The sequence below is a fragment of the Geodermatophilus sp. SYSU D01180 genome (assembly GCF_054050415.1).
In genome coordinates, this window is the sequence record NZ_JBJGZH010000001.1 from 225,410 (window position 1) to 250,337 (window position 24,928).

Annotated in this window: 22 protein-coding genes; 10 read left to right on the forward strand and 12 right to left on the reverse strand. The window is 72.4% G+C overall.

What is annotated here, in order from left to right; translation table 11 throughout:
* Window positions 1-5: 5 nt before the first annotated feature.
* A complete protein-coding gene (locus ACI8AA_RS01110; RefSeq protein ID WP_457042669.1) occupies window positions 6-3,218 on the forward strand; it encodes a type I restriction endonuclease subunit R in 3,213 nt (1,070 codons plus the stop codon).
* Window positions 3,219-4,024: 806 nt separating this feature from the next.
* Here the strand turns inward: ACI8AA_RS01110 and ACI8AA_RS01115 are convergent.
* The 9 genes from ACI8AA_RS01115 to ACI8AA_RS01155 all read right to left on the reverse strand — a co-directional run bounded on the left by ACI8AA_RS01115 (window position 4,025) and on the right by ACI8AA_RS01155 (window position 12,648).
* Window positions 4,025-4,297, reverse strand: a complete 273-nt coding sequence (locus tag ACI8AA_RS01115; RefSeq protein ID WP_457042670.1) for a hypothetical protein — start codon at window positions 4,295-4,297, stop codon at window positions 4,025-4,027.
* Between the two features lie 414 nt (window positions 4,298-4,711).
* Complete coding sequence (locus tag ACI8AA_RS01120; RefSeq protein WP_457042671.1) at window positions 4,712-5,512, reverse strand: hypothetical protein; 801 nt, start codon at window positions 5,510-5,512, stop codon at window positions 4,712-4,714.
* Between the two features lie 220 nt (window positions 5,513-5,732).
* Entirely contained in the window at window positions 5,733-6,356 is a 624-nt protein-coding gene (locus ACI8AA_RS01125; protein WP_457042672.1) for a GIY-YIG nuclease family protein, read from the reverse strand.
* A 372-nt stretch (window positions 6,357-6,728) separates the two neighbouring features.
* Window positions 6,729-8,348 carry a DUF4407 domain-containing protein gene (locus tag ACI8AA_RS01130; RefSeq protein ID WP_457042673.1) on the reverse strand — a complete coding sequence of 540 codons (1,620 nt, stop codon included), beginning with the start codon at window positions 8,346-8,348 and terminating at the stop codon, window positions 6,729-6,731.
* Complete coding sequence (locus ACI8AA_RS01135; RefSeq protein WP_457042674.1) at window positions 8,345-9,808, reverse strand: hypothetical protein; 1,464 nt, start codon at window positions 9,806-9,808, stop codon at window positions 8,345-8,347. Before ACI8AA_RS01135 ends, ACI8AA_RS01130 begins: the two co-directional genes overlap by 4 nt.
* Entirely contained in the window at window positions 9,805-10,767 is a 963-nt protein-coding gene (locus tag ACI8AA_RS01140; RefSeq protein WP_457042675.1) for a PP2C family protein-serine/threonine phosphatase, read from the reverse strand. The genes ACI8AA_RS01135 and ACI8AA_RS01140 overlap by 4 nt, the downstream gene beginning before the upstream one ends.
* Window positions 10,764-11,522, reverse strand: a complete 759-nt coding sequence (locus tag ACI8AA_RS01145) for a vWA domain-containing protein (RefSeq protein WP_457042676.1) — start codon at window positions 11,520-11,522, stop codon at window positions 10,764-10,766. The genes ACI8AA_RS01140 and ACI8AA_RS01145 overlap by 4 nt, the downstream gene beginning before the upstream one ends.
* Before the next feature lie 556 nt (window positions 11,523-12,078).
* Window positions 12,079-12,327, reverse strand: coding sequence for a hypothetical protein (locus ACI8AA_RS01150; RefSeq protein WP_457042677.1), 249 nt, complete (start codon window positions 12,325-12,327; stop codon window positions 12,079-12,081).
* Between the two features lie 63 nt (window positions 12,328-12,390).
* Window positions 12,391-12,648: a hypothetical protein gene (locus tag ACI8AA_RS01155; RefSeq protein WP_457042678.1), complete on the reverse strand. Its 258-nt coding sequence runs from the start codon at window positions 12,646-12,648 to the stop codon at window positions 12,391-12,393.
* 300 nt (window positions 12,649-12,948) lie between these two features.
* Here ACI8AA_RS01155 and ACI8AA_RS01160 point away from each other — a divergent pair, with 300 nt between their 5' ends.
* Window positions 12,949-13,857: a hypothetical protein gene (locus tag ACI8AA_RS01160; RefSeq protein ID WP_457042679.1), complete on the forward strand. Its 909-nt coding sequence runs from the start codon at window positions 12,949-12,951 to the stop codon at window positions 13,855-13,857.
* 302 nt (window positions 13,858-14,159) lie between these two features.
* Here ACI8AA_RS01160 and ACI8AA_RS01165 read toward each other — a convergent pair whose 3' ends face one another.
* From ACI8AA_RS01165 to ACI8AA_RS01175, 3 genes are all read right to left on the reverse strand, one after another.
* Window positions 14,160-14,495 (reverse strand): hypothetical protein, encoded by a 336-nt coding sequence (locus ACI8AA_RS01165; protein ID WP_457042680.1) that lies wholly within the window; start codon window positions 14,493-14,495, stop codon window positions 14,160-14,162.
* A gap of 206 nt (window positions 14,496-14,701) precedes the next feature.
* Window positions 14,702-15,889, reverse strand: a complete 1,188-nt coding sequence (locus tag ACI8AA_RS01170; RefSeq protein ID WP_457042681.1) for a hypothetical protein — start codon at window positions 15,887-15,889, stop codon at window positions 14,702-14,704.
* Window positions 15,890-16,135 carry a hypothetical protein gene (locus tag ACI8AA_RS01175; RefSeq protein WP_457042682.1) on the reverse strand — a complete coding sequence of 82 codons (246 nt, stop codon included), beginning with the start codon at window positions 16,133-16,135 and terminating at the stop codon, window positions 15,890-15,892.
* A 154-nt stretch (window positions 16,136-16,289) separates the two neighbouring features.
* On the opposite strand from ACI8AA_RS01175, the gene ACI8AA_RS01180 reads away from it, so the two are divergent.
* From ACI8AA_RS01180 to ACI8AA_RS01215, 8 genes are all read left to right on the forward strand, one after another.
* A complete protein-coding gene (locus ACI8AA_RS01180) occupies window positions 16,290-16,787 on the forward strand; it encodes a hypothetical protein (protein ID WP_457042683.1) in 498 nt (165 codons plus the stop codon).
* Between the two features lie 433 nt (window positions 16,788-17,220).
* Window positions 17,221-17,952, forward strand: a complete 732-nt coding sequence (locus ACI8AA_RS01185; protein WP_457042684.1) for a hypothetical protein — start codon at window positions 17,221-17,223, stop codon at window positions 17,950-17,952.
* Complete coding sequence (locus tag ACI8AA_RS01190; protein WP_457042685.1) at window positions 17,949-18,344, forward strand: hypothetical protein; 396 nt, start codon at window positions 17,949-17,951, stop codon at window positions 18,342-18,344. The genes ACI8AA_RS01185 and ACI8AA_RS01190 overlap by 4 nt, the downstream gene beginning before the upstream one ends.
* On the forward strand, window positions 18,344-19,150 hold the full coding sequence (locus ACI8AA_RS01195) for a hypothetical protein (RefSeq protein WP_457042686.1): 807 nt from the start codon (window positions 18,344-18,346) through the stop codon (window positions 19,148-19,150). Before ACI8AA_RS01190 ends, ACI8AA_RS01195 begins: the two co-directional genes overlap by 1 nt.
* Window positions 19,143-20,735 carry a hypothetical protein gene (locus tag ACI8AA_RS01200; RefSeq protein WP_457042687.1) on the forward strand — a complete coding sequence of 531 codons (1,593 nt, stop codon included), beginning with the start codon at window positions 19,143-19,145 and terminating at the stop codon, window positions 20,733-20,735. The genes ACI8AA_RS01195 and ACI8AA_RS01200 overlap by 8 nt, the downstream gene beginning before the upstream one ends.
* Window positions 20,732-22,246: an SCO6880 family protein gene (locus ACI8AA_RS01205; RefSeq protein ID WP_457042688.1), complete on the forward strand. Its 1,515-nt coding sequence runs from the start codon at window positions 20,732-20,734 to the stop codon at window positions 22,244-22,246. The genes ACI8AA_RS01200 and ACI8AA_RS01205 overlap by 4 nt, the downstream gene beginning before the upstream one ends.
* Window positions 22,243-23,748, forward strand: a complete 1,506-nt coding sequence (locus ACI8AA_RS01210; RefSeq protein WP_457042689.1) for an ATP-binding protein — start codon at window positions 22,243-22,245, stop codon at window positions 23,746-23,748. Before ACI8AA_RS01205 ends, ACI8AA_RS01210 begins: the two co-directional genes overlap by 4 nt.
* Complete coding sequence (locus ACI8AA_RS01215; RefSeq protein ID WP_457042690.1) at window positions 23,745-24,893, forward strand: M23 family metallopeptidase; 1,149 nt, start codon at window positions 23,745-23,747, stop codon at window positions 24,891-24,893. Before ACI8AA_RS01210 ends, ACI8AA_RS01215 begins: the two co-directional genes overlap by 4 nt.
* The last annotated feature ends 35 nt before the right edge of the window (window positions 24,894-24,928 follow it).

Consider the following 24,928-nt stretch of genomic DNA (forward strand, 5'->3'; position numbering starts at 1 on the left):
GGGCGATGGCAGCACCCGACGGAACTCGTGAGGAAGTGTTCGAGACCCAGATCGCCGAGTACCTCGCCGCGCACGGCTGGGAGTACAGCGCGACCGACGACGGCTACGACGTCGAGCGGGCGCTGTGGCCCGAGGATGTGCACTGGTGGCTAAGCGAGACTCAGCCCAATGAGTACGGCAAGGTAGTTCGGGTCGGCACCCCCGCGGAGTCAGCGGATCGTTCTGCACTGCTGGACTCGCTCGTGACGCAGCTGAACACGCCGATGGCCTCGGGTGGCGGCACTCTCAACGTGCTTCGCCGAAAGTTCTCCCACACCCGAGGTGCGACCGCGCACCTGCGGATGTGTCAGTTCAAGCCGGCCACCACCTTGAACCGCGAGGTCACCGACCAATACCGGAAGGTACGGCTGCGGGTGGTCCGCCAGGTGCACTTCTCCCCGAAGCGCGGCGATGCCCGGTCGATCGACATGGTGTTCTTCGTCAACGGTCTTCCGGTCGCGACGTGTGAGCTGAAGTCGTTCTTCAAGCAGAAGTGGCGTACCGCTGTCAGCCAATACGCGACCGACCGGAACCCGGCGGGACAGCCGCTTCTCGGGTTCGGCACCCGCGCCTTGGTCCACTTCGCCGTCGACGACGACCAGGTCCACATGACCACGAAGCTGGCAGGTGAGAAGACCTACTTCCTGCCGTTCAACCGTGGCCACGAGGACACTGGCGCGCCCGGGAACCCGCCGAACCCGAACGGTGCCGCCACGTCCTACCTGTGGGAACAGATCCTGCAGCGCGACAACTGGCTGGCCATCCTCGGATCGCAGATGTTCCTTCAGACCGAGGTTTATGAGGATCCCGCCACCGGCAAGATCAAGCGGTCCACGACGCTGATGTTCCCGCGCTACCACCAGTGGCGCGCGGTGAAGAAGCTCGTTGAGGCAATTACCGAAGAGGGCTCCGGTCAGCGGTATCTGATCGAGCACTCGGCCGGGTCGGGGAAGACGAACACGATCGCCTGGACGGCGCACCGGCTCGCCCGGCTCCACGATGATGCGAACGAGAAGGTCTTCGACAAGGTCCTGATCGTCTCCGACCGGCGGGTTCTCGACGCGCAACTACAGCAGGCGGTCGAGCAGGTCGACGATACGGTCGGCACCGTCGCCGTCATCGACTCCGCCGCCGTGCGCCGCTCCGGCGGCTCGAAGTCGAGAGCTCTCCTTGATGCGCTGACCGGGTCGGCGCTCATCGTCGTCGTTACTATTCAGACGTTCCCGTACGTCAAGGGCCTGCTCGAGACCACGCTGGGCGACAGAAACTTCGCCGTGATCGTGGACGAGGCGCACACCTCCCAGTCCGGGAAGACCGCCGCTGACCTGAAAAGGGTCCTCACCGACGGCGGCCAGGTCACCACCGAAGAGGAGATCGACGCCCAGGACGTCGTCAACGAGCTGGTGGAGACGGACCTGGCTCGAGAGAAGCGGATCGCCGCTGAGACGGCCGCACGCGCCGGCGCTGCGAACGTGTCGCTGCTGGCGTTCACGGCCACACCCAAGACCAAGACGAAGATGCTATTCGGTCGTCCCGACAACGAGGGGAAACCAGTCTCTTTCGACGTTTATCCGATGCGGCAGGCGATCGAGGAGGGGTTCATCCTGGACGTGCTGCGCGGCTACCAGACCTACAAGACGGCCTTCGAGATCGAGCAACGCGGCGAGCATGGCGTGGTCACAACCATCACCGGCACCGGAGCCATCGACGACCCGGATCGTCTCGTGGACCCAAAGGTCGCGACCCGGAAGATCATGCGGTTCGCGAACCTGCATCCTTCCAACGTGGGCCAGAAGGTCGAAATCATCGTCGAGCACTTTCGCGCCAACGTTGCCCACCTCCTCGACGGGCACGCCAAGGCAATGGTCGTTACCGACTCGAGGCAGGCCGCGGTCCGCTACAAGATCGAGACCGACAAGTACCTGAAGCAGAGGCGCTACGGGTACCAGACGATCGTGGCGTTCTCCGGCCAAATCAGCGACGACGAGTACGGCCTGGTTGACGCCACCGAGGCCTCGATGAACCCCGGGCTCGGCTCGGACCTGGCCCGCGAGTTCCGCCGGCCTGAGTACCGGCTGATGCTGGTCGCCGACAAGTTCCAGACGGGGTTCGACCAGCCGTTGCTGTGCGCCATGTACGTGGACAAGAGGCTCCCGGACGTGCACGCCGTCCAGACCCTCTCCCGGCTGAACCGAACCTACCGGGCCCCATCGGGGGAAGCGAAGGACCGCACGTTCGTGCTCGACTTCGTCAACGACCCGGCCGATATCCGCGAGGCATTCCTGACCTACTACCTCGAGGCCCACGTGGAGACGGCTACGGACCCGAACCTGGTCCACCGGCTCGCGACCAAGCTTGCCCAGGCGAGGATCTATACGCCCGCAGACGTGGAGCGTTACGCGGAGGCCTGGTGGGCTCCTGTGCAGTCGCATGCCGCGCTGGCGGCGGCGGTGACGCCGGCGCGCGACAGATTCGCGTACCGGTGGGCTGAGGCCACCGACGGTCAGGATCGGCAGACCCTCGAAGAGCTTCGAACGTTCCGGAAAGACTGCGGCTCCTATGTCCGCCTCTACGACTTCATGTCGCAGGTCGTCGACTACGGCACCAGCAACCTCGAAAAGCTGGCCGAGTTCCTGCGTCAGCTGACGCGGCTGCTTGCGGTGGACGAACCGGGGACGGACGTCGACGTATCCGGACTCCAATTACGTCGGGTCCGCCAGATTGACCAAGGAAACGCCGATATTGGCTTGTCCGGCGATCAGCCCACCCCCCCGTTGAGGGGCACCACAGGGGTCGGGTCAGGTGTGTCGCGCCAGGACCCGCAGCAAGCTCTCCTATCGGACGTGGTCGCGCGGATCAACGCCCTGTTCGGGTCCGAGTTCGCCGACCCGCAGATCGAGGGGTTCGTGGTCGCCGCCGCCGGCATGGCCGAGGAGGACCCCCGCATCGCAGATCAGATCGACCACAATGCCGTAGACCAGTTCCTGGCATCCCCAGATCTCCGCGAAACACTGACCGACGCCGCCGTGCTCAACGAGGGGGCGTTCGGCAAACTCACTGGCGCGCTCGTCGGCGAGAACGAACGCGCCGACGAGCTCATTCGACTAATCGGTGGATACCTCTACCGGGCGCGGCGTCTACGAGTGACCGACGAGACGCTAACGGAGCCTGCTGCCTGACGTACCGTCCGGCACGGCCTGATCGGGACGGTGCGCGCACTGACCTGCGGCGATGGAGGCCGTGATCGCACTGTCCGTGGACTCGACTCCGCTGGGGAGACCAGTCCACGGACAGTGCTCGCGTGGGTGAACACGCGGTCCGCCGCCGCCAGGTTGTCCGGGTCCTGCAGCGCCTCCTTGAGCGTGTAGTCGCTGGTCGTCCATAACGACAGCCCTGCTTGGGTCGACCTTGGGTCGACCTACGGTTGGCCGAGGGTATGTCGGTCCGTTTTCACTGCTCCGCTCTCGCGGCATCACCGCGACTCAGGACCACGTCGACGCCGTGCTTACACAGCTGCGCTCAGCGACTCAAGGGAGCCGCCCGAGCGCGAGGTCAGTGAAGTCGGTCCCAGCCAGTGATCTGTCCGAAGCGGCTCGAACAGACCGGACCTCTCAGGTCGCGGCGCTGTGCCCCTCCTGTGGTGTTCGCCCCAGCGTCTTGCGCATCTGCCGGTGCTCATGAGCGACGTGGGGGTGAGGCCACACGCCACAATCGTCGATCTTGCACCCCGCCACGCTCCTGCTCCGGAGGCTAGCGATGGCCCACCCACCGGAGAAGGCCTCGCGACCGCCGGATGGCAACGCCGCGTGACGGCCGATCATTTTGTCTTCACCTTGCTACGCACGACCTGTTAACCGCTGAATGGTCATCTGTCACCCGCATGACCAATCTCGGTGGTCAGAATACCTAGCACCCAGGGCGTGTCGCTGCCTGCCCCTAAGAGGCGCACTCCCCTCTGAGACGCCTCCTGCACCCTAAGAGACGCCTACTTCCGTCGATTGGCCCAAGCTCCGACCTCTCGATTCTGCCAGCGCTCGTCCAGGTCCCGTTGAATCTCCGCTTTGATTCCCTTGAGTAGGTTCATCTGCTCGATGTCCTTCTGTGTTGCCTTCGGCTTAGCCTCCAGTGTGTCGATGCGCTTATCCAGAACATTCAGAGCGATACGCTCCGCGTCCTCGTACTTCGGCCGCGTAACTCTTTCTAAGACGACTTCCTCGAAGGAGTCGCGGATGCTGTCGACGAGGCGGTTAAGCGGCATCGCGCGATTCTAGCCGCTAGGCAAGTGGTGCACCCGGTAGACGTCGGATGGTCAGCCCCGCTCGCGCCAGTTGCACGCAGTCGCCTCAGCGTCGATCGTCGGGTCAACGCCCTGCCATTTCAAGTTGTGTCGAAAATCTGAGGCGGCTGGTTGCGACGGCCGGATGGCGACGGCCAGAGGTGACCGCGGTTCACCCATGTCTATCCGCACAGATGTTGCTGTCAGTCTGACTGGCCTCGTCGACCCGGGGGGCGTCCAAACCCTTAGACGGCGCCAACCGGTGGATCAGGCTGTGCGTAGCCGTGGCCGCACCGGCAGCCGGCCACTAACGGCTGTTCGCGGAACGCCGCCGAATCAGCCTCTGTGACGCCGACACAGCCGAGGTTGTCAGCTTCGCGGGGACCCAGGCGTTCGTCAGCATCGAACGGTGTCGTCGTCGCTCGCCGCTGGACTGGTGGTGCTGGCGGTCGCCGTGCCGCCGTAGAGCGGGAACTCAGCGGTGAAGTACGAGCCGCCGTTGGCGTCCGTGGTCGTCACGCGCTGCTGGGTCGTCGGGAACCCCGAGGCGTTGGTGTACCGGAGGTCGACCGTAACCTCGCTGTTGGCCGGGTAGCCGCTGAGGCGGACGTTCCACGTGCACTGGCCGCCGCTGTACGGGAAGAAGGACGACTCGATGGTGGCAGGCGGAGCCTCGGCCTCGCAGTCAGGTGTGACCGTCGTCACGACGGTGCCGTCGCTCGAGAGCGTCACCACCGAGTCGTCGGGAACGGAGTTCACCTGCACGTAGCCGTAGCCCGTACCCGCCGGGTAGCCGTAGGGCGTCCCGTCACCGAGGACAACCTCGCCCGACTGTACAACCTCACCACCCACCGTAATCTCGTACGGGTAGGCCACGTTCGGAGTTCCCTTCACGTACAGGTAGGCACCGCAGGTGTCGGGGCCGACGCTGTACGGCTGTAAGCCCTGATACTCCAACGGAACACGCTCCACGTACGGCTTCAGCGCGCCGCCGTTTCTCACGAACGAGACGCACGTGCCCTGGTCCGCGAAGCGGTGGCCGGTCGTCGGATCGAGGTACTGAGAGAAACCGTTGTTCTTGCACGGCGAGACGTCGCGGGTGGGGGCAGCTGCCGCGGTGGAAGAGAAGGCGCCGAGACAGAGGACGGCTGCGGCCTGGATCAGCGCGAGACGATGATTCGCCGTAGAGATCGACATAGGAGGCCCTACTGAACGTGGTGGAGCGGAATGGGACCGTGACACTAACGAGTTCATAGCCAGTCCGGTAGGGGGCTTCGAATCACCCCGACTGGGCCCGATGCTGAACATCCTGCTCGGGGCTGTGCGCGACCCTCCGGGTCACGTCCCGATCTCCCCACCGAAGGGACCACGCCAACCCATGTCGCAGTAACCAGATGTGGCTCAGCTACTGCCTGGCCTAGCGTCCACCGACTCCAGGGTTTGGTAGGACGGGCAGGGCGTCGGCTGCGGCGACGCACTGCTTCCGGACGCGCGTGAGTTCGACATGGAACGCATTTCGGCTGTTGCCGTCGAGGTTGAGTGGCAGATCCAGTGTGGTGATCAGCTGGTCCTCCAGCTCCCACGGGCGCTCGTGCTCGACGAAACTGACGCTCGCGTGATCGGCCATCCATGTAGACAGTGCCTGCTCGCCTTCAATGAAGGTGCGCCTTCGGCCTGATCCGACCCTGCGCAGCTGAATGCCGAGTTCCTCGGCCAGAAGGCATCCCAGGGTCTTGCGCAGCGTCGAGCCCTCGGCGTTGCCGGCGTAGTGGGTCTCGATGCGCTCACGGAGGTGGCTCTTGCTCGGTGGCCGTCCGTTCCGCGGCGGCTGCTTAGGGCTGATCCCGGTGTAAAGCAGCGTGAGGCCACGCCAGCTGCGGCATCCGGTCACGTTCATTGGGGCCGGCAGGCGGTCTAACCACCACCCATAGACGCCGGGAGCGGCGGCAACGGGGGATGGTCTGGCGAGTACCTCCTCGCGACGCCACACCCGCTCAGGCGCGAGGAATCGAGTGACGTCATCGAGGATGTCGGCGCTCACTCCCAGGACATTAGGTGGCACGAATTTCCCTACGGCTTGCGCACGGCCGGTCATCGCTGGCGGCCGTCGTCACCGGCCCGGGCATATGCCGCTGGCTAGGGTCAAGCCTCCAGCTACAGGTGACGCTCGAACCCACCGCGCTCGGCCCGCTTGGCGTCGGCGGTGGCCGCGATGGTCGACATGCCCAGCATCGAGGGTGCGGGCGATGGCGACGAGCACCTCGTAGACATCGGCGGCTTCCCCCGTGGAACCCTGGGTCGACCGGCGCCGGCGTGTAGGCGGGCGGCGCCGGGGCCGACGCTCGCACGCAGCCTGCGTAGAGAGTCGTGGACGCGCAGGCCGAGTGCGATACGGCCGACCAGCCGAGGCCCATCAGAGGTCGTCAGCGCTGGGCAGGTCCGCGGTGGCGATGAACGGGCTGCCGTTGGGACGCCCGCTCTGCCGGCTGCCCAGAGGGGTGACGGGCCGGTACGTGCCGGTCGCCGGGTCGACGGTGAAGTTGGCGGTGGTGGGCTCGGCGTCGATGTCGGGTGCGGCGTCCGGGGTGCGCGGACCCGGGGGGTTCGACCACGGCGCCACCGGCTCCCTGGGCCGCGAGGGGGCGCCGCTCATCGTCCAGTCGGGGGTGCCGGCCACGAACGGTGCCGGGTCCTCGACAGCGCGGCGGGCCTGCAGGTCGGCCTGGTAGGCGGCGAGCTGGTCGCCGGCGACCTGCTCGGTGTGCTCGCCCCACACGGCAAGCGCCTGGGTGACGATGCGCTGCTGCTGGCGAACCACGTCGGCGTTGACCTTCAGTGCGGTCTTCTGCTGCCGGGCGATGCGGTCGCGACCGATGGCGAGGGCGGAGTCGGCCTCTTCCCTGGCCAGCGTCCGCGTGGTCTGCCGGTCGAAGGTGGCCTTGTCGATCGCCGCCTGGTTCTCCAGCTCGAGGAGTTCGTCGTAGGCCGACGGCTTGCCGAGGTTGAGCAGCACCTTGTTCAGCACGGGGAGCAGCTCGATGGCGATGAACAGCAGGTCCAGCGCGAGCCGGGCCAGGCCGAGGGTGGAGTTGTCCGCGGTGATGCGCGACAGCGCCTCCAGGCGGATGAGCAGTCCGGTGTTGTCGGAGTTCTCCGCGTCGTGCAGTGCCTGCAGGGCGTTCCGGTCGGCGGTGAGCTGGTCGAACAGTGGCCGGTCGCGGGCGATGGCGCTCTGCGCCTGGATGACCGCCGCGGCCTCGGCGTCGGCGGCGGCCTGCTGCGCGGCCGTCAGGGCGGCCAGCGCCTGATCGGCCTTCTGCCGCTGCTCCGCGGCTGCAGCGACCTTCTCCTCCCACTGCTCACCGTGGCCGGGGGTGCGGGTGCCGCCACGGCCGTCGCCCTCGGCGATCGCCTCGGCCTGCAGCTGGCGGTAGAGCTCCTCTTCGCGGTCGTACGCCGCCTGCTTGGCCTGCACGTCGGCGTACACCGGTGCGAGGGCGGGGTCGGCACGACCGGCGGTGGCGACGATCTGCTCGTTGGCCTCGATGCGCTGCTCGAGGTCGTCGAGTTCGGCGAACCGGGGGTCGTTGTCGAGCTGCTCGCGGGTGGCGGCAGCCTGCTCCAAGTGGATCTCGGTAATCTCGGTGTCGACCTCGGAGCGGAAGATCTGCAGCGTCAGCGGGGTCGCGATGACAAGGCCGAGGATGACGGCGAGCAGGACGCGGGGCACCGCGAGCAGGAGGGTGCGCGGCCCGGATGTGCCGTGGCGCATGCCCGCGATGAGCAGCCGGTCGAGGTTGACGATGATCAGGCCCCACAGCACGCCGAGCGGCACGGCAACCGGCCAGGGCGCGTGCACGGCGAAGTTCAGCGCGAACGCCATGGAGATCGCGGCCAGGAGGCCGGTGGAGGCGACGACGCCGCCCATCGTGACCTGCCGAGTTCGGGAGCCCGGATCGCGGGCGAGTAGATCAAGACGGGTGCCGCCGAGGGCGGCGAAGAAGTCGCCGACGGCGCGGCTGCGGGCCTTCACGGTGTGACCACCTTTCCGGTGTTGGTCGTGGCGCCCAGATCGCCGGGCAGGTGGGGGGTGAGGGCGGCGAGCACGTCGGCGGCGGTGGGCGCCGAGGTGCGCAGCCACTGCGCGACGTCGGCGCCGGTCAGCGCGTCCCAGCCGGTGTCGGCGACCAGCGGCACGTCGGGCATCGGGACGGCGACCTGCGGCAGCGGCGCCGGCGGGTCGAACCGGGCCATGGCCAGGGCGGCGGACAGTCGGCGGGCCAGCGCGCCGGTGGCCGCCTCGACGGTGGGCAGCGGCGGTTCGGGCAACCGGACGTGGACGACCGCCGGCGGCTCGAGGACGAACACGTGCCCGGCGCGGGCGGTCGTGCCGCCGTGGCGGTTGCTGGCGGTGATGTCGACCGGGCCGGGCACGAACACCGGCACCGTGACGCCGGCGGCGTGCCCGGCGGCGGTGTGGGTGCGGCCGTCGGGGGTGTGGACGTCGACACGGTCGGCGGCCCGGGTCTGCCAGGTGAGGCGGACCTCACCGCCAGCGAAAACCGCGTTCCGGTCCATGCGCAGGTCGGTGAGCGGCGGCGGGCTGGTCAGCGCGGCCGCGTGGTCGACCAGGTGGGTGAACCACTGCTTGGCCGTCGGGCGGGCGTCACGGTCGGCGCCCAAGCCGGCGGCGAGCATCGCCTGGCCGGTGGCGTCGAGGATTCCGGCGGCGCGCGCGGGGTCGGTGGCCACGGAGGCCAGTTCCCCGGCGGTGAGCACCCGCAGGATGAGCAGCGCGAGCTTGTACCGGTCGGTGGCGGCGTCCTGGGTGTTTGGCGGCAGCGTGCCGTCGCTGTTCTCCGGCGGCCACCAGTCGGGGCTGTGCTCCTGTTCGATCGCCGCGCCGGGCGCGCGGACGCCGTCGCAGTCCACGAGCACGGTGCGCGGCCGACCGGACTTGAGGGCGTAGACCACGTTGTTGTAGGACAGGTCGCCGAAGGTCAGCCCGTGCCGGTGCAGCACACCCAGGGTGTGCGCGATGCGGGCACACAGCAGCAGCCGGGTGGGGAGGTCGCCAGTGGGCGGGGCGTCGACGCCGGCGGCGGTGGTCTTGGCGTCGTCGACGACGAGCCACTGCGCGCTGCGCGGCCGCGCCAAGCTCACGCCGGGGCGGAGCGCGACGGTGGCCATGTAGGCCCTGCCCAGCAGCGGCATGAGGAACCCGCAGATGCTGTGGCCGTCGGTGACCAGCTGCACCGGCCAGGTCGTGGCCGCGTCCAGCAGGCCGCGGTCGCGGGCGGTCATGGCGGCCCGGGCGTCTACGAGCGCGGCGAGGTTGGCGATCCGGTCCGGTGGGGGCGGGCTTTTGAACTGCTTGTACGCGACGCGGCCCTGCCCGGGGATGCGGCGGTGAAGCTGGTAGACGACGCCGTAGGCGCCGTCGCCGAGCTCGGTGCGCGGGCCGAGGTCGTCGACGGACAGGGGCGCGCTCACCGTCCCGGCTCCGGACCGTCGGCCGGGTCGGGTGCCATCGCCGGCGTAACGGTTCCGGCCGGGCACGCCGCCGGGTCGCCACCGGGCGGCGCGGGGTTCCAGATGCCGATCGCGGTGCGGTCGTCGTCGAAGCTGCGGCGGGCGAAGGCGACCTGGGCGGCGAACTCCTCCGGCTCCGGGGGCGTGACCCACCACTCGGCCAGCGCGACGCCGACCTCGCCGTGGCCGCTGCCCAGCGGGGTGGCGACCCCGTCGGTGAGCAGGAACAGCGCGTCCCCGGGCTGCAGGTCGACGGCGGCGGTGTGCGCGCCCGGTGCGGGCGCGGGCAGGGCGGCGGTGGCACCGGTGATCAGTTCGCCGTCGGCGCCGTTGTCGGCGGTGAGCGGTTGCCAGGTGCGGTCGCGGAGCAAGTAGGCGGTGGAGTCGCCGACCCAGCCCAGCTCGGCGCGGTGGGCGCCGTCGTCGGTGCGGGTGAGCACAGCGGCCAGGACGGTGGTCGCCATCGGCCGTGGGGCGCGGTCGGCGGCCCCGCCCGCGGCGAGGTCGTCCAGGCGCGCGGACACGGTGGCGAACACCGCCGACCAGTCCGGCGGGTCGGCGGCCGCGAGCTCGCTGCGGTCGGTGAGCGCGGTCACGAGCAGCGCCGGCAGCTCCTCGACGACCAGGTGGGCCGCCGCGTGCGAGTGCTCCAGAGAGCCGACCCCGTCGCAGACGACCGCCACCACCGGCCCACCGGGGGCGTCGGCGGGGGCGTGGACGGTGCAGGCGTCCTGTCGGGGCTGGCCGTAGGCGCGGTGCGCGAGGCCGCGGACGCTGGCGGCGCGCACCGTCAGGCCGCCCGCGTCGACCGCGGTCGTGTGCTGGTCCGGCCACTCCGGGTACGGCGAGGGCTTGCCGTCACCGATCCGCTCCGCTGCCCGTCCGGGGTCACCGATGGTGTACCGGAGGGCGCCGGTCACGTGAGGTAGTCCCCGCCCGGGTAGACGTCGATGCCGGGGCCGAGGTCGGCGGCGGTCGGCAGGACGTGGGTGGGCTTGGCCCGGGTGGCCGACCGGCCGGACTGCAGCATCGAGGTGAGCATGCCGCGGGTCATCCGTTCGATCGCCGCCTCGGGGGACACCCCGGCGCCGGCGAGGAACATGGTGCTGCGGTTCTGCGGGTGCACCAGGCGCGACAGCACGGCGGGGTCGGCCTGCCCGAACCCGAACGGGACGAACAGCGGGTACCGCTGGTTGCCGTGGCCGGTGGCCGGGTCGAAGGCGGTGAGCTCGGTGAACGCCTGCTCCCACACGCCGGGGTCGGTCGGGTAGCCGTCGGTCAGGAAGAACACCGCCGGCCGGAAGAAGCGGAAGCGGGAGTCGGCGCCGGCGATGTCGGCGTCGATGGTCTGCTTGAGGACCCGGAAGGCCTCGCCGTAGCTGGTGCCGCCCCGGACTTGCAGCGGAACCGTCGGCAGGTTGACCTCGGCGAAGTCCGACAGCGGGACGACGACGCGTGCGTCGTCGGAGAAGTCGATGACCCCGAAGCGGACCTTGTCCGACAGCACCGGCTCCATGACCAGGGCGTCGCGGATGCGGAACAGCGCACTGTTGAGTGCGGCGATGTCCGGCTCCATGGAGTAGGAGACGTCGCAGAGCAGGTAGAAGGGCAGCACGACGGGTCGGTCGTCGGGATGGACGGCCCGGTTGTGGTCGGCGAGCACGATCTCGGTCAAGGCGCTCCTCTGCGCGTTCCCCCGTCCACGGGGCAGCCGCGCGGTTCCCGCGTTCCCCCGTGACCGAGCAGTGGCGGTGACTCGGTGTCATGCCGACGGTCGGACCGGGCGCTCATGGAGGGCCTGGTCCGCGTCGGCGGATACGGAGAGTAAGCGCATGGGGGGAGGAGGGCCAGGGTCTTCCTCCCGCGGGGCGCCGATGGACACGATCGGGTGACCGACTCGCTCGCGGTGCCTGGGGGGTCTCCGCTCGGTTGTGTGTCACTCGCCCCGAGGGCTGCGGCCGGCACGTTACGTCGGTACAGCCTGGCCAGGTGCGCCTGCCGGGCTGATCGGGCGCAGCACCGGCGTGACAGCTGCCGATGGGCCGCCCACGGAAGCCGGCGGTCGACCATGCGTCCGGACCGCCGGAACCCTTACCACGAATGCCTTGGAGGCCCCGCCAGCCGTCGACGGCTTGCCCGACGTGGGGAGTGAGGCGCTGCCCTCACCTGTCGGCCAAGGAGACCTGACCAACAGGCGCGCGACGAGTGATGCGCCGGAGCGGCTGGTTCAGCTACCGCTCGAAGCTGATCTGCTCGGACCAATCAAGGACGGGCAGGGTTGCGAATTCAGAGTCGTCGGGATTGACAAACGTCCGCCGAGTCGTGGCCTGATACTGGCGGCTGAACAGCCCCAGGAACGCCGCCGGCGCGGTCGCGCCTGCTTCGAATGTGAAGCTGAAGCGAGTGCCGAGGTCGTCTTCTCCCCAGAGGTTCTGGTTCACATAGAAGTCGATCAAGCGACCGTTCAGGCGGATCGCCACGGTGTCCGGCAGGGCGAAGGCGAATCCGCCTGCGATGCCACAGCCGGATGAGTCATAGGCCGTCTAGTGCACTCGATTCGATCCCAGCCCGAGCTCGCCGAGCTGAACCGGCCGTCCATCCTGCGCCACGATCCGCGCCGGATACCGGGCCAGGATCCGCTCGCCGGGATGCCGCGCCATCACGGCGAGCGTCAAGGTGTCCGACGGCAGGGTCAGCCCGGGGTGCTCAGCGGCGCCGTCGTACGGACCGAGCGAGGACGTCAGGGGCGGCGTGGAGCGACTTCCCCGCATGGCCGCGCGCAGGACCAGCCAGACGATCAAGACTCCCAGGATCCACCAGATCAACGCAGCCGCCCAAGTGCAGAGGTCGTCCCCGAGCGAAACGAACCGCCTGGCGTATCGGCGACCACACTGTCCGGCTTGAGTGGAGTTCACCCAGCGTCCGCCGATCGGCGGCTGCAGGCCGCAGCGCTCGGACCGCCGGCTTCCGGCTCACGACCCGCGGTGCGGGTGTGTGGCCAGCAGTGCCCACGTCAGCGATCGTGCCCGCGGGGGCCGACATGCGGCGCTCTCCTCAACTTTGCCGCCGGCGTGCCGACTGCTTCAGACGGGGCGCTTTCGGTGGTCGACGGCGCGGGTGAAGGAGGCGAAGTGGTGCTAGCGGAGGGCAGCGCGGCCCACGTCCATGCGCCGCAGCCGTGCGAGCGCTTCAGCCGCGCCGGCCGCCGCTGTGCCAATCGCACGCGCCATGCCGACCGCTGGTGCCGCCAGCCGGGCTGCGACGGATTCCGCCGGGCGAGTACGTCGGCGGCACCCCCACCGCCGCTGGTCAGGCCCACCAGCGGACAGAACCGTCCGCCCCAGAACGCTGGCGACGCGGCGCCGATGCCTCTCGACGCGGTGGCGGTGCGTATCACCACGGCTGCCATCGACAGCTACCGCTACCACCATGGCGGACAAATCGACTCCGCCGAGCGTGAGCTGCGGGCCATGATTGCGGACTTCGCGGAAACGGCGAAGGTACGGTCCTTCGGGCAGTACATCGGCCTTGCCAGGAACGGCTACAGGCTCATCTTCGATGCCGACGGGGACGTCCTCACCGGCTACGCCACGGTGCACCGTGAGCGGACGTGGGCGCAGCACCAGGCCGGCGTGCCCTCGCGCTTTCCCGGCGGAACTTCCAGTGGCGGACGTGGACGCCAAAACTCCAGTGGCGGTCGTGGGCGCCAGCTCAAGGAGCCTGCCGAGTACCAGGCCCTCGCATGTCATCCGGCGTCGGTCATGATCCACCGCCGGGACCTCAAGAGCTTCGCCATCAGGATGAACCTGGGGCACTTGTCGGAAGCGGAGTTGGACGCCGCTCTGCGGCAGTTCATCGCGAATCTGGGACCCGACAACCTGGGAGCCGTCCGTATCGACGACACGGTGGAGTTCACCCGCGGCGACGTCCGCATCGTCTTCTCCGCCGACCAGCACCGCGTGCTTAAGGTCTTCTGGCCGCGCCGCCCCGATATGCCCGACGAGGCGTAGTGCTCGGCGCCCGAGCTGCTGGCTGTGGGAGCGCGTGGGCACCGGACCGAGGTCGCCCCGGTGCGGTGGGGGCCGGCCGGGGTGAGGTCATCGTCAGCGATCCAACGGGTTCGGTCGTTGCAGGCACCCGCTCAGGCGGAGGCGAATCGCCCGTGCTCCTGTCCTGGGCAGCCGTCCTCCGGACGAGGTTCGCCACGTAGTGCAGATGGGTTAGCTCGTCGACGTCGACGTCGACGCCTGTGCGGCCCCGGCGCCGCGGCGGCTGTATCGGACGAGGACCGGCTGCCGGTCGTGGCGCCCGCTTAGGGCCAGCTCCAGAAGCGGACGGGGATTTCGCTTCCACGCAGCTTGCGCTCGAAGTCGTAGGACGCGGTTGCCGTCCAGTGGGCGGCCAGTTCGTCGAGGATGTCCGCGTTGGCGGGCGCGCCCAGCAGGACCAACAGGTCCGGGATGTGCTCCCAGGCCACGGTCTTGTCCCACTCGTACTCACCGTCGTTGCTGACCGGCGCGGTCTTCGGGCCGAAATCCTGCCCGTAGATGTGCAGGTCGCCGTTGGTATCCAGATAGGCCGTCAGGTACCGGGAGTCCTCGCCGTCGCGCTCGGCGCGCAGCGCCACCGACCGGGTCGCCTCCACCATGGTCCCTCCAACACGCTAGCCCGCGTGCTCGTCCTGCTCGCGAGCATGATCATGCGTCGTCGCCGACACCATGGCGACAGACGGAGGCCATGCTCCCGAGCGTCGCCGCAGCCATGACGCAGCGAATTGACGGCCGTGGGAACAACGGCTCCCGCCGCGAGGCGCCGGCGCCCGGGGAGCCGAGCTGGATGCGCCTGCCGCCTTCATCACCAGCGGTCGCGCAGCCACTGCAGGACGGCAGCCGGCGGCGGCTCCGGCAGCGCCTGGCGGTAGCGCTTTTCGAACAGCGTCAGCGTCACGTCCAGGACGGGGTCGTCGAACAGGCGGGCGACCGTGCGCATGCTGGACCGCATGTCTCCCGGACTGGCGTGCAGCACCGCGGCGTAGCGGCCCTCTCCTGCCTGCTCCAGCATCCCCTCCCAGGGGTGCTGCTGGGGATCGCCGGCGGCGATGCCCCGCAGCAGCTCGACGGCCAGCGGCCGGCAACCGCGGGCCCCCGGGCCGGGGTCCTCGAGATCGCCGCAGCGCACGAGGTCGGCAGCCACCCGGGCCCGTTCCGCCGATGACGGATTCGGCGCTGGCAGCGCTGCCAGCAGTGCGCCCGCCCGTTGCAGCGCCGGACTCTGGAAAACCCGGCCGGCGAAGGTCAGCGCCGACACGGCCCGCCGGACGCGCGCGGACTCGGCCCAGTGCTCGGGAGCTGCCGCCCGCGCCTCCAGCCACCGGCCCGTGGGCGCCTCGGCGTCGCGGCCGGCCGCCTCCACGGCCCAGCTGACCGTCGTGTTGGGGGTGGTCAGCCGGCAGGCCAGCAGCAGGCAGATGCGCGTCGGTCCGCCGCGCACCAGGTGCTGTAGCTGCTCCCGCTCCCAGCCGCCGTCGGCCGGCGGCAGGGCCGGGTCGAACTCCTCGCCGTCCTGCAGGTCGACGACCGTCAGGTCGGCCGCGGAGTAGCGGTCCCAGCCCCGCCGCCAGGGCGTAGGCGGTGGGCTGACCGCCTCAAGGCGGCGGTACTCAGCGTCGGTGACCAGGCAGGCCGTGGCCTGCGGCAGGAGGAGGGGAGCGAGCGCGGGACCGCCGGAGAGGAGTTCGGCGATGACCTCCTCCGGCGGCCGCACGCGGTGCAGCCGGACGGGGACCGGCGTCGCGCGGTCCATCACCGCCGGCGTCCGGAAGCGCACCCCCAGAGGCCCCGAGCGGCTGGCGAGGAACAGGTCGACGGCGTGCGCCAGCAGGGCGTCGCGCTGTGCCGGCAGCACGTCGGGGGCGGCCATCACCGCCTGGGCCAGGCGGATGGCGGACAGCTCCCGTTCGTCGGCGTCGGGCAGCTCCAAGTGCGCCGGCGGCACTGCGTCGCTGATGTTGAGCGGCAGGCGTCCGCTGCGATCGGCGGCCATTCAGCGGTCGTCCTCTGCGTCTGGCGGCGTAGTCATGTCCCGACGGTCGGCGCGCCGCACGACCTCGAAGGGGCCCTCGTCCATCGCCCAGCGCTCGGCCAGCGGAACGTAGGGCGTGGTGCGCAGCCAGAGGCGCAGCTCGTGCTCCAGGCTGGCGGCGGCCGCCTCGGCCAGGTCACTGCCGAGCAGGCCCTGGCGCTCCAGCCAACCGCGGATGACGGCGCGCGCCGTGACGTCGTCGGGCATGGTCGGCCTCCTGCGGGTGGATGCGGTCCACGGCACTGCGCGGCCCGTGGCGGCCTGCAGGCTAGTGCCCGCCCATGACCGATTCGAGCCCGTGCCGTTCTATCCGGTGACGGGGCGGACTGCCGTTCCTTGTTGGACGAGCGGAGGCGGGCGCATGGCGACGGAGGGGATAGAGGACTTCAGCGACGGACAGGAGGCGGCTCGGCTCCGCAGTGCTGTAGCGCTGGCGACCTTCGCCCTGACCAGTTCCGACGTCCATCCGGAGCACCGCAAGCGCCTCCTCAACGAGGCGATCTGGTTCGTCACCGAGCGGGGCAGCGTCAGCCGCAAGTACCGGTTGCGCTATCGCACGCCGGCGGCGCTGGCCATCCAGCGCACTCTGCCGGCCGCGGCGGCGGCCAAGCAGCTAGCCCACGAGCACGTCCAGCCACGCAAGTACCTGGTCGCACGGCTGCTCGAGCCGGGCGCGGACGTCGCGCGCATCCTGGCGGGCGCGGAGGCCTGCGTGGTGACGCGGAGCGAGCACGAGCGGCTCACCGCCCAGACTTCGGCGATCGGCTGGCAGCGATACGTGGCGGCCAGCATCACCGTCCTCGATTTGGCGACCGGCGCGCCGCTGGACCTGCAACACGCCACCGCGATGCACATCTAAATCACCATCCGGAGGCCGGAGCGCTCATCCTCCGGTAGTTCTTCAGCGGCATCGACCGGTGCCTGTCAGTGCCGTGCCCGGCAGGGACGCACGAGGTTCGCCGGAGGGGCCGAGGGTCTGCAGATCGGCCGGCCCCAGATGACTGGAGGATGACCGGAGCCGCATCGACACGGTCGGCGGCATGCACTTCCACGCAGCGTCGTTCGGCCACGCGACCACCCCGGGCCCGTCAGGTTCTCCGCTGTCCCCGGCGACAGCGACCGCCGGTGCCCGCGGCCGTCAGGAGCCACGGCCCCTGACGGTCGAGGCGATGAAGGCGGCCGTCCTCGCAATCCGCGCCGGCGCGTTCGACGGCCGGAGCAGAGCTGACGCCTCCGTCGATGACGGCGCGCTGCGTGCCCCGCGTGAACCTCGGACGTCTCGCTCGGATGGCGTGCCCCTGCCCTGGGCCAACGCCGACAGCGGCGGTCCCGTTGTGCTGGTCCTCGCGACCCATGCCGGTGCCGGCGCGTCGACGGTCGCGCTGGCGGTCGCGGAAGGCCTGGCCCTCGACCGGCCCGCGCAGGTGGTCGAGTACGCCGAGCCGACGCGGTCGGGGCTGGCGGTGGCGTCGAGCATCGAGCTGGGCGTTGACGGTGCCGGGTGGCGGCGGGGCCGGCGCGGTCATCTCGACGTCTTCCGTCTGGCTCGGCGCCCCGGCGGGGAGGAGCTGCCGCGGCTCCCCTCGGCGGACGACACCGAGCGGGTGTCGGTGGTCGACGTGGGGTGGCCCCTCGCCGCCGCGCTGCTCGAGACCGCCGACGGGACGCCCGGGCCGCGCACCGCGTGCGTGGTCGTCACCCGGGTGACGGTGCCGGCGGTGCGGCAGGCCGAGCACGCGGTGTCCGCGCTCGGCGGCGAGGCCGTGGTGGCCGCGGTGGGGCCGGCCCGGTGGCCGCGGATCGTTGAGGTCGGCTGCGGGCCGCGCCTGACCGACCTGCGGTCCCGGGGTCGGGTCGTACGCGTCCCGCTCGACCGGCGGCTGGAGGTCACCGGCCCCACCGGGGACCGGCTGCCTAAGCCGGTGGCGTCCGCGGGGCGGGCGCTGGCGGCGCTGCTCGCGCTTCGCGCGCCCGCGGCTCCCCGGCATCGGCGGCGGGGCGCCCCTCGAGGGGAGCAGCTGTGAGGTCCGCGGTCGCACGCGTCGGGGGCACCGCGCCCGTCCTCGTCCGGGTGGTCTCGGCCGTGGTGCTCGGGATGCCCGGGACGGCCGAGCTGGCGTGGTGGGCGCTCGTCGAGGAGCCGGGGGAGGAGCCCGCCACCGTCTGCCCCCAGGCGCCTCCCGGCATGCAGGCGTTCGCCGACGACGTGACGGCGTGGGTGAAGTGGGGGGTGCTGGCGCTGATCGTCATCAGCGCGGTGGTGTCGCTGGGCGCGATCCTCGCTGGGCGTATCTTCTCCCACCCGCACGCCTCCCGGTACGGGGCCATGGGGGTCGCGGTGGTCGTGCTGGTGGCCATCACCTACACGGTCATCCTGGTGATCCTCGACTCGATCACCGGCAGCGGGTGCACCTGATGCGCCGCCGACCGGAACAGGGGCCGGAGCGTTCTCCGGAGTGGAGCCCGGCCCGGCTGCTGGCGGTCGCCGTGCTCAGCGCGCTGGTCGCGCTGGCGGTGCTGGCCGGGGTCGTCCTCGCAGTCGTCGCCGCCCTGACCGACGAGGCGTCCACCCCGCCGACGGCCGGGGGAGCGGCCCCGCCTCTCTCGACGCTGTCCCGGCGGGACGCGCTGGCGGCCGCGCCGATGCCGCGCGCCGACCCGGACGACGCGCTGCCCGGCCCGGTGTCGACGCGGGCCGCCGCCGTCCTCGAGCTGCCGCGCGCCACCGGCGTCGGCGCGGCCGACGTGCCCACCGGCTTCCCCCGCACGCCGGAGGGTGCGCTGGCGCAGCTGGCGGCCCTCGACGTGACCGCCATGGGCAGCGGCTCGATGGACGGCGTGCGGCGCGTCATCACCGCGTGGGCGGCGCCGGGCGGCCCCACGGCGGAGACGTGGAGCGGCGCGCGCGGCATGGCCCGGCTGCTGTCGGCGGCGGGCCTGTCCGGCGCCGGATCGCCGGAGCTGGCCGTCGTGGTCCGCCCGGTGATGGGACTGGTCAAGGGCACGGTGGGCCCGGACTTCGCGGTGGTCTGCGTGGACCTGGAGGTCACCGTCACCGTGGCGCGGACCGCGCGCGTCGCGATCGCCGACTGCCAGCGGATGGTGTGGGCCGGCGGGCGGTGGGTGATCGGCCCCGGGGCGGAGCCGGCGCCGGCGCCGTCGATCTGGCCGGGCACCGCGGCGGCGATCGCCGCCGGTTACCGGGAGCTGCGCCATGGCTAGGCCGGCGCCGCGACGGCGCCCCGTGCCCGCCCGCCGGGTGCTCGTCTGCCTGCTGCTCGCGCTGACCGGCGCGGCGGCGACCGCCGGTCAGGCGTCGGCCGCGCCGCCGCTGGCGTTCCCCGCGGACCCGGCCACGGGGGAGGAGGTCCTCCCGTGCCTGCCGACCGACGTGTTCTGCGCGGCCGGGCAGGCGGCCGGCGCGGTAGTCGGCGACGTGTGGACCGCCGCGATGTTGGCGCTGTGGGACGCCGGGCTGTGGCTGCTGGGCCTGGCCTTCTCCGTGGTGGACGCGCTGGCCACGCCGGACCTGTCCGCGGACGGCCCGCTGGTCGGCATCTATCCGGTGACCTTCGGCATCGGCGCCGCCGTCGCCGCGGGAACCGGTCTGGTGCAGCTGGGCGCGGCCGCGCTGCGCCGGGACGGGCAGACCCTCGGTCGGCTGCTGGTCGGGCTGGTGCAGTTCGGCCTGGTCTGGACCGGCTACGTCGGGGTGGCGGCGCTGCTGGTCACCGGCGTCTCCGGGCTCACCACCGGCCTGCTGCGCAGCCTGCTGGACATCGACGCCCTGGCCGCGTTCGACCCGTCGATCGACGTGGGCCGGGACGCGGTCGACGGCACCGTCGCCACCGTCCTCGGGATCAGCTCGGTATTCCTGCTGGTGCCCGCGAGCGTGGGCTACCTGCTGCTGATGCTGGTCCGCGAGGCGGCGCTGCTCGTGCTGGCGGCGACGTCGGCGATCGCGGCCGGCGGCCTGCTGGCGCAGGCCTCGAGTGCCTGGTTCTGGCGCAGCCTGCGCTGGTTCCTGGCCGCGCTGCTGGTCTCCCCGGTCGCCGTGCTGGTCCTCGGCGTCGGGGTCACCATCACCGAGGGCGTGGTGACCGGCGCCGAGGAGACGAGCACCGCGTCCGCGGCCGGCACGGCGGTGGTCGGCTGCCTGCTGGTCCTGCTCGGCGCGGTCTGCCCGCTGGCGCTGTTCCGGCTGCTGGCCTTCGTCGACCCCGGCACCTCCAGCGGCGCGGCGCTGCGCTCCTCGCTGGCCGCCTCCGGCGGGTTGCTGGGCGCGCTGCAGAAGGTCGGCGGCGGGGCCGCGGCAGCCGCGGCCGCCGGCTCCGCCGGTGGGGCGGCCGCCTCGGGGGCGGCGGCCCGCACGGCCGGGGACCGGGCGCAGGGCGAGTCGACCGCGAACGCGGCCACGAGCGGCCGGTTCGCCGGCGCGCTGCGCGCACTGACCGCCGGCAGCGCCCAGGCGGGCCGGGTGGCGGCCGGCGTCGCGGCGTCGGCCGCCGACGTGCTGTCCGCCGCCGGCGTGGGGCACTCCGCGCCCTGGTACGGGCAGCCGCCGGCCGGCCGCGCACCGCTGCGAGGCGACGGCCGCCGCGTCGGGACGACCGGCGGTACACGCAGCCGCGGGCGCAGTACCGACGACGGCGGGCCGCCACCGGCGGAGCCGGGGAGCCCGACCGGGACCTCGCCCGCCGCCTGGCCCGCTCAGTCCCTCGACTCCACCGCACCCGACCGGGTCGACGGGTTCGATGGCGTCGACGGCTCCGGCGAGGACGGCTTCGATGAGGACGGTCCGCGGTGAGCGCCGTCCGCTACGGCGACTACGCCCGCGACGTCTCCGGCTGGTTCCTCGGCATGACCGGCGCCCAGCTGGCGCTGGTCACCGGCGCCGGGATCCCGGCGCTGCTGGCGCTGAACGCGCGGGCCTGGGGGCTGTTCCTGGCGTGGCTGCCGGTGTGGGCGCTGCTGGCCGCGGTGCTGCTGGTGCCCGTCCGCGGCCGGGCGGCCGGCCGCTGGCTCACCGACCTGGCGCTGCACGCGGTCGGCGGGGCGCTGGGCTGGACGGTGTTCGGCTCGACGGCCGCCGCCGGCACCGCCGACGACCCGGGGGCGGCAGACCTGCCCGGGGTGCTCGCCGCCGTCCGCACCCACGACGGGCCGCCGTACGGACCCGGCGTCGACCGGCCGGTACTCGTGCAGGACCGGGCGGCGCGCACCTGGGCGGCGGTGGCCCGCATCGACCATCCCGGCCTCGGGCTGGCCGAGCCGGACCAGCGGGACCGGATGGGCGCCGGGCTGGCCGAGCTGGTCGAGCTGGCCGCCCGCACCGAGCTGGTCGACACCCTCGCCCTGCAGGTGCGCACCGTGCCCGACGACGGCGCCGAGCGGGCCGCCTGGGAACGCGCGCACGCCCACCCCGACGCGCCGGCGCTGGCCGCGCGGGTGAACGCGCTGCTGGGCGCGGCGCTGACCCCGGCCGCGGTGCGGACCGAGGCGTTCGTGACCGTCGTCGTCGGCGAGGCGCGGATCGGCCGGGCGGCGCGGGAGGCCGGCGGCGGGGTCGACGGCCGCGCCCGGGTGCTGCACGGGGTGATGGCCGAGGTGGAGGCCGCGCTGCGCGGGCCGGTCGGCTGCACCGCGGTGACCTGGCTGGACTCCGCCGCGCTGGCCGCGGCGGTGCGCACCGGCTTCGCCCCCGGTGACCGCGGCCCGCTGATCGCCGCCGACCTGGCCGCCGCCGCCGGCCGGCCGGTGGCGACCGGGGTGCCGATGGCCGCGGCCGGCCCGACCGGCGCGCGGGCGGAGGTGCGGCACTACGTGCACGACGCGTGGGCGTCGGTCACCGACACGGTCCTGCTGCCCGACTCCGGGGCGGTGCTCGGCGCGCTGGCGCCGGTGCTGGTGCCCACGACGGCGGGGGAGCGGCGCTGCCTGACGGTGTTCCTCGCGCCGTTGCCGCTGCAGCGGGCCACCCGGCTGGTCGGGCGGGAGGCGATGAGCGCGACCACCGGCAACGAGTTGCGCGCCCGGATGGGGTTCCGGACCCGGGCCCGGCAGCGGCGGGACACCGCGCGGATCGGCGTCGCCGACGAGAAGCTGGCCGCCGGGCGGGCGCTGGTGCGCCCGGCGCTGGCCGCCTGCGTCACCGTGCCGGCGACCTGGCCGGTGGCCGAGCACGGCCGGCGGCTGGACGCGTCCATCCGGGCCGCCGGGTACGTGCCGCTGCGGCTGGACCTGGCGCAGGACGCCGGCTTCGCCGCCGCGGCGATCCCACTGGGGATCGGGCTGCCCGACCGCCGGGGGCGGCGGTGATCCGCCGTCCGGCCCGGGCGGGCCGGGGCGTGGCGGTGCTGCTCGACGACTTCGGCCACCGCCTGCCCACCGTCCCCGCCGCGCCGCGGGCGGCGCGCGACCGCGCGCCGTTCGCCGAACTCGTGCCGCGGCGGGGCCCGCGGGGCCGCGGCCGGGGCCGGGCGGCGACGCCGGCGCCGCTGGCGGTGTGGCGGATGACCTCGGAGCAGACGCCGGTGGTGTGGCCGCTGATCGCCGCGCCCGGGCTGCCGCCGACCGGTGCGCAGATGGGCATCGACCTGCTCTCGGGCGGGACGTTCTACTGCGATCCGGTCGGCTGGGTCACCGACGAGGCGATCCCGGTGACCAATCCCAACGTCGTCGTGTTCGGCAAGCCCGGCCGCGGCAAGTCGGCCACGGTCAAGGCGTTCGCGCTGCGGATGCTCGGCTACGGCTACCGCACGCTGGTCCTGGGCGACACCAAGGACGAGTACGAGCCGCTGTGCCGGGCGCTGGGCGTTGAGCCGTTCGCCATCGGGCCCGGCCTGCCGGCCCGGGTCAACCCGCTGGCCTTCGGCCCGCTCGGCCACGGCTGGGAGCACCTGGGCGCCGCCGAGGCCCGCCGCCGGGAGGCGGTCGTGTTCGCCCGCTGGCTGGTGCTGCTCCGCGGCCTGGTGGGTTCGCAGGCGGTGCCGTTCGGCCCGGTGGAGGAGACCGCGGTCGGGGAGGCGCTGCGGCTGCTCACCGGCCACAGCACCGCCGCCACCCGGCTCACGGAGCCGACGATCCCGCGGCTGTGGCGGGCGCTGGACGAGCCCGCGCCCGAGCTGGTCGAGGCCTGCCGGTACGCCGACCGGCGGCACTTCCTCGACGCCACCCGGCTGCTGCGCGACGCGCTCGGCGCCCTGGTCAAGGGCTCGCTGGCCGGGTTATTCGACGACCACACCACCGTCGCCGTCGACTGGCGCGCCCCGATCCAGTCGCTGTCGCTGTCCCGGCTCGAGCCACTCGGCGACGCCGCCGTCGGCATCGCGCTGACCTGCCTGAACTCCTGGGGGCAGGCGATGCGGGAGATCGCCGACCCCGGCGACCTGCGGATCGTCGTCCGCGACGAGACCTGGCGGCAGATGCGCCTCGGTGTCGAGGCGATGAAGAGCCTGGACGCCAACCTGCGGCTGTCCCGCCGCGACGCCGACGTGCAGGTCCTGCTGGCGCACAAGCCCTCGGACATGCTCACCGCCGGCGACGCCGGCTCGCAGGCGGTCGCCATCGCCCGCGACCTGCTGCACCTGTGCGACATCAAGGTGCTGCACGGCCAGGACCGGGCCGTCGGCGACGAGCTCGGCGCCCTGCTCGGGCTGACCCCGACCGCGCAGCGGGTGGTCACCGGCTGGGCGGTGGCCGGCAAGGGCCGGGCGCTGTGGCTGGTGGGCGACCGGGCGTTCCAGGTGCAGACCGTGCTCACCGCGCCCGAGCTGCGGCTGACCTACACCAACGAGGCGCTCACCGGCGGCCCGGCGTGACCGGCGCGGCGCGGCGCGCGGCGCGGGCCTGGCTGTGGAAGGCCGCTGCGCCCGTTGCCTTCCCGGTGCTCGCGGGGCTCACCCTGTTGCTGATCCCCCTAGCGGTCATCGCTGCTCCGGAGGCATCGACGTCGGCGGCCTGCTCGATCGGCGGCACCGGCACCACCGTGGCCGGGATCGCCTTGGACGCGGTCCAGATGGCGCACGCGCAGACCATCGCCGACGTCGCTGCCGCCCGCGGGCTGCCGGCGCACGCGGTGACCGTGGCGCTGGCCACCGCCTGGCAGGAGTCGCGGCTGCGGATGCTGGCCAACGACGGCAGCAGCCCGGCGCTGACCGCCGAGCAGGCGGCGGTGACCGCGACCAGCCTGGCCTTCGCGCACGACGGGGTCGGCTCCGACCACGACAGCGTCAATCCCTTTCAGCAGCGCTGGACCGCCGGCTGGGGCACCGTCGCCCAGCTGATGGACCCGGTCTACGCCGCCGGGGCCTTCTTCCGCCGGCTGGTCGCGGTGCCCGACTGGCAGGCGATCCCGCTGACCCGCGCCGCGCAGGCCGTGCAGGTGTCGGCCTATGGCGGCGCCTACGCCCGGTGGGAGCCGTTGGCCCGCGCGCTGACCGGCGCGCTGTGGCCGGCCGCGCAGGCCAGAGCCGCCGATCCCGCGGGCGCGGTGGCCGGGATCTGCCCGGGCCTCGCGGTGGCCGCGGGGTCGTGGATCCGGCCCACCGCCGGGACGCTCACCTCCGGCTTCGGCATGCGCTGGGGCGCGCTGCACGCCGGCGTCGACCTCGCCGCGCCCCGCGGCACCCCGGTCTACGCCGCCGCCGACGGCACCGTTCTCACCGCGGCGTGCACCAGCGCCTACTGCGACCGCGACGGCGGCCTGGACGTGGCCGGCTACGGCAACCTCGTCGAGGTCGACCACGGCGACGGCGTGACCACCCGCTACGGCCACCTGTCGGCCTTCACCGTCCGCGCCGGGCAGCCGGTGCGCGCCGGGACGCTGCTCGGCTACCAGGGCTCCACCGGCAACAGCACCGGCGTGCACCTGCACCTGGAGGTGCGCGTCGACGGGGCCCCGGTCGATCCGGTGCCCTGGCTGGCCGCGCGCGGCGTCGACCTGTCCGCGACCACCGCCGGCTGACCTGCACCCCACCCACCGCCGGCACCTCGAGGAGG